The sequence below is a fragment of the Intestinimonas sp. RTP31139st1_F5_RTP31139_211217 genome (assembly GCF_040226735.1).
Taxonomy (GTDB): Bacteria; Bacillota; Clostridia; order Oscillospirales; family Oscillospiraceae; genus Intestinimonas; species Intestinimonas butyriciproducens.
This window is the reverse complement of the sequence record NZ_JBCOAQ010000021.1, coordinates 29,045-41,037: the sequence shown is the minus strand read 5'-3', so window position 1 is coordinate 41,037 and position 11,993 is coordinate 29,045. Positions and strand designations below refer to the sequence as shown.

Annotated in this window: 8 protein-coding genes; 7 read left to right on the top strand and 1 reads right to left on the bottom strand. The window is 65.1% G+C overall.

Translation table 11 applies throughout. The features are described from left to right. The 7 genes from ABUA09_RS12375 to ABUA09_RS12345 form a co-directional block, all read left to right on the top strand. On the top strand, positions 1–492 hold a 492-nt coding region (locus ABUA09_RS12375), incomplete at its 5' end, for an S-layer homology domain-containing protein (protein ID WP_349949395.1). 47 nt (positions 493–539) lie between these two features. After that, the gene (locus ABUA09_RS12370; protein WP_227151908.1) at positions 540–845 is read left to right on the top strand and encodes a hypothetical protein; all 306 of its coding nucleotides are present in this window, start codon (positions 540–542) and stop codon (positions 843–845) included. Next, positions 842–1,774, top strand: coding sequence for a DUF4430 domain-containing protein (locus ABUA09_RS12365; protein ID WP_033117891.1), 933 nt, complete (start codon positions 842–844; stop codon positions 1,772–1,774). Before ABUA09_RS12370 ends, ABUA09_RS12365 begins: the two co-directional genes overlap by 4 nt. Positions 1,775–1,922: 148 nt before the next feature. Further along, a complete protein-coding gene (locus ABUA09_RS12360; protein ID WP_208318757.1) occupies positions 1,923–2,756 on the top strand; it encodes an energy-coupling factor transporter transmembrane component T in 834 nt (277 codons plus the stop codon). Further along, on the top strand, positions 2,749–3,297 hold the full coding sequence (locus ABUA09_RS12355) for a DUF2284 domain-containing protein (protein WP_195614702.1): 549 nt from the start codon (positions 2,749–2,751) through the stop codon (positions 3,295–3,297). Before ABUA09_RS12360 ends, ABUA09_RS12355 begins: the two co-directional genes overlap by 8 nt. Beyond that, positions 3,294–5,954: an ATP-binding cassette domain-containing protein gene (locus ABUA09_RS12350; protein WP_279204217.1), complete on the top strand. Its 2,661-nt coding sequence runs from the start codon at positions 3,294–3,296 to the stop codon at positions 5,952–5,954. Before ABUA09_RS12355 ends, ABUA09_RS12350 begins: the two co-directional genes overlap by 4 nt. A gap of 51 nt (positions 5,955–6,005) precedes the next feature. Then, positions 6,006–7,010 (top strand): homing endonuclease associated repeat-containing protein, encoded by a 1,005-nt coding sequence (locus ABUA09_RS12345; RefSeq protein WP_195969990.1) that lies wholly within the window; start codon positions 6,006–6,008, stop codon positions 7,008–7,010. Between the two features lie 178 nt (positions 7,011–7,188). Here ABUA09_RS12345 and ABUA09_RS12340 read toward each other — a convergent pair whose 3' ends face one another. Then, entirely contained in the window at positions 7,189–11,922 is a 4,734-nt protein-coding gene (locus tag ABUA09_RS12340) for an S-layer homology domain-containing protein (RefSeq protein WP_349949394.1), read from the bottom strand. Between the last annotated feature and the right edge of the window lie 71 nt (positions 11,923–11,993).

The following is an 11,993-nucleotide window of genomic DNA, read 5'->3' as shown; positions in this document are numbered from 1 at the left end:
AGCGGGAAGAGCGACGGGAACTTCGACCCGGACGGGGACATGACCCGGGCGGAATTCGCCGCCATCGTGGTGAAGGCCCTGGGCCTGACGCCGGCGGCGGCGGACCGGTTCACCGACGTGCCCGCGGACGCGTGGTACGCGGGATATGTGGGCACGGCCAGCACGTACGGCATCGTGACCGGCACGGGAGACGGGAGCACCTTCCGGCCCGACGGGACCATCAGCCGCCAGGAGGCGGCGGTGATGGTGGCCCGGGCGGCCAAGCTCTGCGGGATGGACACGGCCCTGGACACCGGCGCCATTCGGGACATCCTGGCCCAGTTTACCGACTATGTGACCACGTCGGAGTGGGCCCGGGAGGGGCTGGCCTTCTGTTACCAGGAGGACATCCTGGACCAGTCGGCTCTGGAGATCCGACCCACTGCGGCCATCAAGCGCTGTGAGATCGCCCAGATGCTGTTCAACCTGCTGGGCAGCGCCAATCTGCTGTAAATCTGTAAAGTTCTGTAGAGTAAGGAAAAGGAAAGGGAGTGCCCATCATGCATGTGAACTGGTTCAAGGACCCTGACAACGTGGTGTACTGCAAGGAGGAGGAGGTCCTCCCCCGGCTGTCGAAGGAGCTGGGGATCGGAGATCTGGCGGAGCGCGTGGCGGCCTTCCGCGCGGCGCCCGTAGCGGAGGGGATCAATCTCAAGGGGCTCCGGCGGACAACGCTGAAGCTGTTCGTCCCTAATCTCACCTTCCCCGAGCCCATAGAGATGGGGGAGAACGTGTGGATCTACATGGGGGAGCTGTGTCCGGCGTACTGCCTCTATACACCGTGGGAGGACGGTGAGAAGAAGTGAAGCTGACCAGGGGAAAGGTCGTCGGCGTACTGGCGGTGCTGGTCATCCTGGCGGCGGCGTTCTGGTATGGCGGCGGTGCTCCGGGGCTGCAGGGGTGGACGGTGGAGAAAACCACCCCGCCCCCCGTTTCTCTGGAGACGGCCGGCTCCACACCCCAGACCACGCCTTTACCGTCTGCAAGTCCGGCGCCCGCCGCCTCGGCACTCCCCGCGCCAACGGAGAGCCCCGCGGCGCAGGAGGAGACGGAGCCGGCGGCCACCCCCGCGCCCACCTCCGGGATCGAGTCCCGGCCCGGAGGACTGGAAGGGGGATTCACCGCAGAGGAGAAGATCGCCGCTGCCCAGGCCATCGCGGGAGGCTCCTCCCCCGGTGTGGAGAAGGGGGACGCTGCGTACTCCGAGGCCCATGGTATGGTCCTGGACCCCAACACGGGCAAGGACAAATATCTCACAGACCCGGTGCCGGAGGGAAAGCCACTGCCCGTAGAGCCCCAGGACGCCTCCATTTCAGATACGGCCTATACCTGCACACTGTCCATCTCCTGCGCCACGATCCTGGACAACATGGACTGGCTGGACCCTGAAAAGGTGGAGCTGGTGCCGGAGGACGGCTGGATCCTGGAGCCCACCGCCGTCACCTTCTACGAGGGGGAGAGCGTGTTCAACGTCCTCCAGCGGACCTGTAAGCAGAAGGGCATCCATATGGAGTTTGAGAACACGCCCATGTACAACTCCGCGTACATCGAGGGCATCCACAATCTCTATGAGTTCGACTGCGGGGAGCTGTCGGGGTGGATGTACAAGGTAAATGAATGGTTCCCCAACTACGGCTGTTCCCGCTACCAGCTCAAGGACGGGGACGTGATCTGCTGGGAGTACACCTGTGACCTGGGTGTGGACGTGGGGGGCTTCTACTCCACCGGAGGCTGATCAGAGAGCATAGCGACAGAATGCAGCAGGGGCGCGGGAGACCGCGCCCCTGGAACGGATGTGATGAAAAACGCGGCACAGAGATACCTTTTCCAGCTACCATCCCGCCGTCAACTTCCTGTACTTCGGGCTGGTGGTGGGCTTTACGATGTTCTTTATGCACCCGGTCTGCCTGGGGATCTCACTGGTGTCGGCCCTGATCTACGCCGTCTATCTGGGCGGTCGGAGGGCGGTGCGGTTCCAGCTGTGCGGCCTGTTGCCCATGCTGCTGCTGGCGGCGGTGGTGAACCCGGCGTTCAACCATGAGGGCGCGACGCTGCTGACCTACCTGCCCTCGGGAAATCCGCTGACCCTGGAGAGCATGGCATACGGCCTTGCGGCGGCGGCCATGCTGTGCGCGGTGATCGAGTGGTTTTCCTGTTATACGGCGGTGATGACGTCGGATAAATTCGTCTACCTCTTCGGCCGGATCATCCCGGCCCTCTCCCTGGTGCTGAGTATGACGCTGCGCTTCGTACCGAAGTTCAAGGCCCAGATCCACACGGTGAGCGAGGCACAGCGGTGCGTGGGGCGGGACGTGTCGGACGGAAGCGTGCTCCAGCGGCTGCGCCACGGGATCACAATCCTCTCCATCATGGTGACATGGTGCCTGGAGAACGCCATCGAGACGGCGGACAGCATGAAGAGCCGCGGCTACGGCCTGCCGGGGCGCAGCGCCTTTTCCATCTACCGGTTTGACGACCGGGACCGCGCGGCGCTGGGGTGGCTGTCCTTCTGCGGGCTCTATCTCCTGTCCGGCGCTTTGGCCGGAGGGCTCTACTGGCGGTACTTCCCGACGATCAAGGGTGTGCCGCCCGGGCCCTTTCCCATCAGCTTCCTGCTGGTATATCTGGCCCTGTGCCTGACGCCGGTCGGCCTGAATGTCCGTGAAGACCGGGTGTGGGCGCGGCTGAAAAGGGAAGGGGGAACGGCCAATGCGTGAGGCGTATTCCGTCCAGACCATCGAGACCCGCGTCCCCGTGGCGGAGTATCTGCGCACCTGTGTGGACGTGGAAAAATTTCTGGGCTTCTGTCGGGAGTGCGGCAATTACGGCCGCCGCTGGTCCTGCCCGCCCTTCGAATTTGACCCGCTGGAGCTCTGGAACCGATATGACACCCTCCATCTGTATGCCCGTGTGCTCGTCCCCGCGCCGGGAGCGGACACCGACGGGCTGCTCGGCGGCATGAAGGCGGAGAAGGAGGGGCTGCTGGGCCAACTACTTGCGCTGGAGCGCGCCGGGGACGGCGCTCTGCTCCTGTCCGCCGGGAGCTGCACCTTGTGCGGGGCGCGCTGCACCCGTCCGGACGGCGCGCCCTGCCGCTGCCCGGAAAAAATGCGCTATTCCATCGAGGCGCTGGGCGGCAACGTGGCCGAAACGGCGGAGCGCTACCTGCATAAGCCCCTGCTCTGGATCGAGGACGGCCGGATGCCGGACTACCTGACCCTGGTGTGCGGCCTGCTGACCCGGGAGGAGGACGAATGAACGACATATTTTCGATTGAACGCCTGACCTTCTACTATCCGGAGCAGACAAAGCCGGCCATTGAAGGGCTGGACCTGCGGGTGGCGCGGGGGGAGTTCCTGGTGCTCTGCGGCCCCTCCGGGTGCGGAAAGTCCACGCTGCTGCGCCAGCTCAAGACAGTGCTGGCGCCCCACGGGCACCGGAAGGGTGAGATACTCTTCGAGGGGAAGGCGCTGGATGGCCTGGACCAGCGGACCCAGAGCGAGCGGATCGGATTCGTGCTGCAAAGCCCGGAAAACCAAGTGGTGACGGACAAGGTATGGCACGAACTGGCCTTCGGTCTGGAGAGCCTGGGCTACGACACGCCCACCATCCGGCGGCGGGTGGCGGAGATGGCCTCCTTTTTCGGTATCCAGACCTGGTTTTATAAAAACGTGACGGAGCTCTCCGGCGGCCAGAAACAGCTCCTGAATCTGGCGTCGGTGATGGCCATGCAGCCCAGCGTGCTCATCCTGGACGAGCCCACCAGCCAGCTCGACCCTATCGCCGCCTCGGACTTCCTGGCGACCATCGGGCGGATCAACCGGGAGCTTGGGACCACGGTGATCCTGACGGAGCACCGTCTGGAGGACGCCTTCCCGCTGGCGACCCGGGTGGCGGTGATGGACCGCGGCCGCCTGTTGTGCACGGGTACGCCGGAGGAGGTGGGCGGAGCCCTGAAGGGGGCGGGCCACTCCATGTTCCTGTCGATGCCCACGGCGATGCGCGTGTGGGCGGCGGTGGAGAACGCGGCATCCTGCCCCGTTACGGTACGGGAGGGGCGGGACTGGCTCACAGGTCTGGCGGCCTCACGACCGCTGGAGCCTCTGCCCAAGGAGCGGCGGCACGGCTACCCCGAGGGCGCGGCCATCGAGGCGGAGGACCTGTGGTTCAAATACGAAAAGGAGTTGCCCGATGTGGTGAAGGGCCTGAGTCTGCGGGTCGGGAAGGGGGAATTCCTGGCCCTCCTGGGCGGCAACGGCACGGGCAAGACCACCACCCTCAAGCTGCTGGCAGGACTGCACAAGCCCTACCGGGGATCGGTCCGGACCCATGGGGGCGTGGGGGTGCTGCCTCAAAACCCCCAGGCGCTGTTTGTGAAAAAGACGGTCCGGGAGGACCTGTTTGAGATCCTGAGGGACCGGCGCATGGCGCGGGAGGTCCAGACGGCCAGGGCGGCATGGGCGGCGCGGCTGTGCCGCCTGGAGGAGCTGCTGGACCGCCACCCCTACGACCTGTCCGGCGGCGAGCAGCAGCGGGCGGCGCTGGCAAAGGTGCTGCTGCTGGACCCTGAGATCCTGTTGATGGACGAGCCCACCAAGGGCCTGGACGCGGAGTTCAAGCAAGTGTTCGCCGAGATCCTCCAGGCGCTGCTCCGCCGGGGCGTGACCATCCTCATGGTGAGCCACGACATTGAGTTCTGTGCCAGGTACGCCCACCGCTGCGCCCTGTTCTTTGACGGCGGCATCGTTACGGAGGCCGCGCCCAGGGCATTTTTCTCCGGCAACAGCTTTTACACCACCTCCGCAAACCGCATGGCGCGGAGCCTGCTGCCGGAGGCGGTAACGGCGGAGGACATCATCGCCGCCTGCGGCGGTGAGCTGCCCCCTGTCCCCCAACTGCCGGAGGACGACGGACCGCTGCCCCCTCCGGCGGAGGGGAGCCCGGACAAAAAGCCCGGACCGCTCCCCTGGTGGCGCAAGGCCATCGCGGCGGTCTCGGCCCTGGTGGCGGCGGCCGCCTTCCTGCAGGCGCTGGGGATCACCGACCTCACGGCCCTGGTGGGCGCGGACGGCGCCACCGCCCTGGGCGCCGGCTATGCCGGTATCTACGGGGCGCTGATCGTCGCCCTGTTCGTCTTCGCTCTGGCCATCGGCCGCCGCTCCAGGCCGCCGACGGTGCCGGTGCAGGTGCCGAGAGGGAAACGCCGGCTCTCCAAGCGCACCGTGGCGGCGGCGGTGATGATTCTGCTGCTTGTCCCCGTGACCCTGTTTGTGGGCGTCTACTATCTGGGCAACAAAAAGTATTACTTCATCGCCTTGCTGGTCCTGCTGGAATGCATGGCGCCCTTTTTCCTCATCTTCGAGGGGCACAAGCCCCAGGCCAGGGAGCTTGTGATCATCGCCGTGCTCTGCGCCATCGGAGTGGCAGGGCGGGCGGCATTCTTCATGCTGCCCCAGTTCAAGCCCGTCATGGCGCTGACCATCATTGCGGGCGTGGCCTTCGGGGGGGAGACCGGGTTCCTGGTGGGCGCGGTGACCATGCTGACGTCCAACGTCATGTTCTCTCAGGGGCCGTGGACGCCCTGGCAGATGTTCGCCATGGGCATCATCGGGTTCCTGGCCGGCGTCCTGTTCCGCAAGGGGCTGCTGCGCCGGGCGCGGATGTCGCTGTGTGTCTTCGGCGCTCTGGCCGCCATCCTCATCTACGGCGGCATCATGAACCCGGTTTCGGCGCTCATGTGGGCCAGTGAGCTCAACTGGAAGGTCCTGCTGGTGTATTACATCACGGGCTTCCCCATGGACCTGGTCCACGCCTCCGCCACCTTCCTCTTTCTCTGGTTTGCCGCGGAGCCCATGCTGGAAAAGCTGGACCGCATCAAGGTCAAATACGGGCTGATAGAGACCGAGACGCCATGAGCGCGCGCGGCGGCGGACAACGGGCGCCAATTCCTGTGTGGAGGAAAGAGTATGACCAACTTGGAAGAGAAAAAGAGGCGGCTTGCGCAGCTTGCGGCGGCGTGTACCGACCCGTCCGAGACAGAAAGCGAGGCGTCTGAGGAGGAACTTGACGAATACTCTCTCCAGACAGCGGCGGGGAAGCTGCTCTATGAGAGTTTTACAGATGAGGAACTTTTGAATGTGGTGCGGAAAACGGCGGAACAGCTGGGCCACTCTCCCGCCCAACGGGAGGTCTTTTGGGTCTACCGGTGCTATTTGAAACGGCGATTTGAAAAGTGGCCCTATGCCCTTCAAAAGGCAGGTCTGAGCAAAGCGGCCGGGAGAGGCGGCACATCGATGGCCAGGATGGAGGCGGAGCGCAAGCACCACCGGGAACTGCTGGAGCTGGTGCGGGAGCGGGGCATCCAATTGGGGCGCATTCCCCATCCAAAGGACTTTCAGGACGAGTTGGGAGACCTGGCGAAGTATTATCAGACCTGGAATCAGGTCCTCACCGCGGCGGGCATCCATTGGGAGGATACCGTGCACCCCATCGGGGACCTGGAGCCGGAGTACCGCGCGATGCTGGAGGAACTGCTGGAGCAGGCGCGGGCGCTGGGGCGGGCTCCGCTGCGGAGCGAAGTGGAGGAGCCGCTCCGAAAAAAACTGATCGCACGCTGCGGATCCTGGAGAAATACGCTCTATCAGATCGGGCTGGAGCCGGTGGCCCATATCACGCCCTTTTCCGGGACCGTCCTGAGCAACACCAATAAGGGCACAAAGCGGCACCGCACGGTCCTGCACGAGTGCTATTATAAGGTGCTCAACTTGGATGAGCGGGCGAAGAGGGAGCTGGAGGAGGTGCGGCGGCTGGCGGAGAAGCTGGGGCGGCCTCCCAAGCGAAAGGAGGCGCCTGAGGCGCTGCGCAAGGACCTGCAAAAATGGTGCGGGTCGTGGTCCAACACGCTGTTTCAACTGGGCCTTCAGCCTGAAAAGAAAAAGACGTTCCAAGGGACGAAGGAGCCCCGGGAATAGGCAAACGGAAGGGCGCCCCCTGTAGATGGTTCTACAGGGGGCGCCCTTCCGTTTATTCTATTGAAAGAAGACGCGGTACGGGCGGGGAGCCCGAGGGGGCGTCCGCCCGTACCGCATGGGATCGAATGGTCTGTGCCGGCCGCGCCGCAGCCGGCACAGCAACGGTATTTTTGGCCGGTTACTTCACCATCATGGCGACCATGCGCTGAAGGATGGCGGCCACCTCGGCGCGGGTGGCGTTTCCGGTGGGATCAACGGTGCCGTTGCCCTTGCCGGTGAGCAGACCGGAGCCTACCGCCCACTGCATGGCCTCCTCGGCCCAGGCGGAAACCTTGTCTCCGTCGGAGAACTGGGAGAGCGCACCGGCGGCGGAGGTATCCAGACCCAGGAAGTCGGCGTAGCGGTAGAGGATGGTGGCGAGCTGCTCACGGGTGATCTGCCCGTCGGGCTCGAAGCCGGAGCCGGTGCCGGTGACGATGCCGTTCCCGCTGGCCCAGGCCACCGCGTCGGCATACCAGGCGGCGGCGTCCACATCGGGGAAGGCGGCGTCGACCTTGGCGGCGGGCGTGTCCTCCAGGCGGTGGAGCACCGTGACCAGCATGGCGCGGGTCATGGGCGCGGCGGGCGCGAACTGGTCGTCGCTGATCCCGTTGAAGAGCTCCCGGGCGGTGACGAAGGCGATGGCGTCCTTGCCCCAGTAGTTGTCGGGCACGTCGGAGAAGGTTTTGCTGTTGTCCTTGACCATGAGGGTGCAGGAGCCGTCCAGCTTGGCTGTGAGGGTCTTGCCGTCCAGGCTGGACTTTTTGATGATTTTGGCGCCCTCTTCGGTGATGAGCATGAGCACGGTCCCGGAGGTGGGATCGGACACGGTGAGGGAGACGGTGACGCCTCCCGCGAGCTGCTCCACCACGGTGTCGCCGGACTTGACCTCCACGCGGACCTGTCCGGTGGCCTTGCCGCTTTTATCCTTGAGGGTCTCGGCGGAGATGGAGACGGTCTTGCCGTCCCGGCCCGCCAGATCGGAGAGGGCGGCGGTGGGAAGGGTGACGTCTGCGGCGCCGGCCTTGACCACCAGGGCGGCCTTGGTGTCCTTGGCGATGGAGGACACGGACTCCTTGGGCAGGACCACGGTGATCTTGTCGGGGGCGCCGTCCACGTCGGGATCGATGATGATGCGCTCGGCGTCGTCCTCCTTGGCGCGCTCCACGATGGCGGCCATATCCTCGGCGCTTATCTCCACCTTGGCCTCGCCGCTTTCGTCCACGGTGACCGAGGGCTGGGTGGTGATGGCGGAGCCTCCTCCGCCGCCGGAGCCGCCGCCGCCCTGGCCGGTGAGGGCCTGATAGGCCGCGTCGATCTCGCTCTGGGTGGCGGCGGGGTCCTCCAGGACCGCGATGGCCTTGACGAAGTTCTCGTCCTTCTCCAGCTCGGCGTCCTTGGTCTCCTTGCGGAGGGCGGCCACCTCCCAGGTGAGCTCGCTCTTGTTGCCCAGCTCGGGGACCACGCTGGCGGTGCCCCAGGCGGAGTTGTCCGCGTTGAGGTCCGCGCCGTAGCCGTAGCAGGTGAACTGCCAGCGCATGACCTCGCCGTCGATCATCCGGTATTCGGAAGCGCCCACGCCGGGGAAGGAGGGGTAATCGTCGTTGTCGCTGTCGCCGGTGGAGTACATCCAGCCGGACCAACTGTTGTAGTCGAACTCGCCCAGCTTCGTGTCCTTCTTGTCGTCCTCGTTGAAGGTGAAGTCCTTGAGCTCCAGCAGGAAGTCGGCGGGCTTGGCGTCGGTCTGGTCCACGGGCTTGATCTGTGCCAGATAGAAGCCGTTTTCGATGGTGCCGGTGTTCTCCCAGCGGTAGCCGTTTGCGGTGAGGAGGTCGGTGAGCACCACGGAGGCGCGGGTGTACTTGGGCACCGTCACCAGGGTGGGCCGGACCAGATAGCCCAGGCCGATGGTGTCGGCGTCCACGGAGACGGCCACGGTGATGTTCCCCACGGACTGCACGGGCACGGCGTTCATGCGGTTGATGGCGGCGTTGAGGGCCTTATAGATGGTGTTGTAGATGGCCTGGTTGACGTCGTCGATGTCGTCGCTGACGGGCTTGGGCTTGGCGACGCCGATGGCGTATACGCCGTTTTCATACTCCAGGAGGATGGTCTTCCAGTTGTCCTCGCTGTAGTCCTTCCGGTCCATACGGTTCAGGGCCTCATCCAACTGGGCCAGGGCCTTCTGGCGGTCCTCGTGATAGGGGTCCTTGTCGGGGTCGATCACGCTGCCGCTCTTGGTCCACTTGGCGTAGAGGTCCAGGTTGGAGGCGGGGATGACCGTCTCGCTCCAGGGCTTTTCAAAGGTGTCGTTGTCATAGTACCACCCGGCGAAGGTGTACCCATCGCGGGTGGGCCTGGGTACGGAGACGGCGCTCCACGCCTGGCCCGTCACGGGCGCCACCTCGCTGCCGCCGTTGGAGTGGAAGGTGATGGTGAAATCGGCGGTCTGGAGATACAGCGCGCCGTCGCTGCCGTAGAAGAGGGTCACGCCCTCGGCGGCGGCGGTGATCCGGCTGATGGAGGTGGGACGGGCGTACAGGTCCGTGGCGCCCTCCCGATCGAAGGCCTCCACGGTGTCCATGAGCTGCCAGCCGTCTTCACCGGCCCGGAGGAGGTAGCTGCTTGTCCCGCTCACATCGGCGCTCACGGCGGCGTACACCGCGCCGTCCCCGCCGAAGCCGATGGCCGCGTTGAGGATCTGGTCGGAGACGGTGCAGCCGTCAGGGGTCCAGTAGCCGCCCAGGGCGGAGGAGCTCACGGCGGGGTAGGTGGCGGTGGTCTTGCCGTCCTCCACCACGGCGTAGCCCTCCGGATAAGCGCCGTCATACTGCCGGGTCCCCAGGCCCACCAGCAGCTTCCCGCCGGAGGAGGCGCTGACCAGAGCGCCGGGCAGGTCGTCCAGCCTGGTCCAGGCGGCGCCGTCATAGCGGTAGGAGGAATAGGTATAGTCCGCGTTCCTGGCGATGGCATAGGCGGCGCCGTCCCCCGCCTTGAAAAAGGCGGTGAAGTGATAGCCATGGGCCGTCCAGGCGGCGCCGTCCCAGTGGGCCTTGTCGGTCCACACGTCGTCTCCGTCCAGCACCAGGGCGTAGACGTTCATACCGATGAGATCGGGATACAGCGCCTCGTTGGCCATCCGGGAGCCCTCCACCACGGCCCAGGCCCCCTGAGAAGCGTCGTACCGGCGCAGCTCATAGGAGAAGGTGACGGTGCTGTCCATGCCGGAACCTGTGGTGGTGACTTTCTTTACCAGCGCGGTCAGATCCCCCGCGTCGGGGCCCCCCACCGCCAGGGCGTAGGAGCTTACGGATATGTTGTCCCCGCCGCTGCCCAGGTCCTCCATGCCGGCCATGGGGACCATATCGGTCTTGCCGCCGTAGTCCAGCTCGAACACGCCGCCGATGCCGGCGGCGTAGACGGCGGGCTGCCCGGTCTGCCGGTCCACGAAGGCCGCCACATCGAAGAAGGCGGGGTGGCTGGTGGCGGAGCCGGCGGAGGTGCGGTACGCCTGGGGGGAGGAGAGCCAGGTGAGGTCCAGCGCGTCCCCGGCGGAGGCGGTCTTTACGGCCATGGTGTCGTAGTGCTTCTCACAGCCGTCGGTCCAGGCCACGGCGGTGATCCGCTCCACCCCCTGGGGCCACACCGCCACGGAAATGGTACTGGGCAGCCCAAACTGTCCGCTGTCCTCCTGGGCCAGGAGGGCGGCGGTTCCGGCCTCCACGGCGGCCTGGTCCCCGGCGTACACCGCCAAATGGCTGTTTCTCAAATGCACGCGAGAGTTGTCCTCGATCCGGACAGACACGGTGACGCGGGTCCCCGCATAGATGGGGAGGTCCCCGGCGGCGGAGCCCCTGGAGCCCCAGCCGGCCCCTGTGATGGCCACGCCGGTGACCTGCTGGGGGACGTAGTAGGCGGTGTAGGCCGCGTCCCCGTCCAGGGTCACCTCCGCTGTCGGACTGGTCAGCCGGTACACCGGGTCGTTCTGGGCATAGCCGTCCCGGTTCCAGCACTGGAAGACATAGCCCGTTGCGCCGTTGTTGGAGGCGGTCAGCTTCCAGGTGTCGTCCCGCACCCGCTCCGCCGACACGGTCCCCGCCTCCGCCGGAGAGGCGGACACGGTGGGAATATGGCTCTTCCGGAAATAGGCGGTGTAGCGCGCATCCTGGGTCAGCTCCGGGGTGGTATAGGGGTTCTCCCGGATCTGATACACCGGGTCGTCGGGATATGCGTCGTAGGCGTTGTTGCGCCAGTAGTCAAAGGAGTAGCCCTCGCCGGCCGTGGCCCGAAGCTCATAGATGTCGGTTCCCACAACGGTGGCGGAGACAGTACCCTTGTTCTCGTCACTGGAGCCTACGGTGAGAGAATATTGGCTCGTGGGAAAGACCGGGGTGATCACGACGGTCTGACCGCCAGAGCCCCAATTTCCCGGCCCCAGTATTTTATCTATTGAACGGCCAAAAAATTGCAAAAAATTTTCCGAGGTCCGAAATATTCGATTGCTAGAGCTGGATGTATTTTTGTTAAAATACAGGGTAGCCCCTACGAGATATTCGTTCCAATCCGCCAGGCCGGTGACCGACACGGTCCATCTAGCCGGTGCAGTGGCCAAGTAAAGCTTCGTATTCGCAAAAGCACCGCCACTCTCCACGAAGAATTCGTTTTTCTGGCCGGGAGTGATGCTGATCGGAGTGGGTGAGCTCGAACCAGAGGGCGTATATTGAAGGCTATTCGTGATCTCACCGGTATAGCCGGTCAGGTCGATGACAAACTTGATTTGCTCGCTTGTAGGCTCCAGGGCCCAGGCGGTGGGGGCGCACAGGGACAGGAGCAGGGTCAGGGCCAGGAACAGGGACAGTAGGCGCCTTTTCATCAATTCCTTCACCTCTCCAGAATATGGGAAAATCCGTCGCCGGGGCGGTCACCCGCCCCGGCGACGGTCCC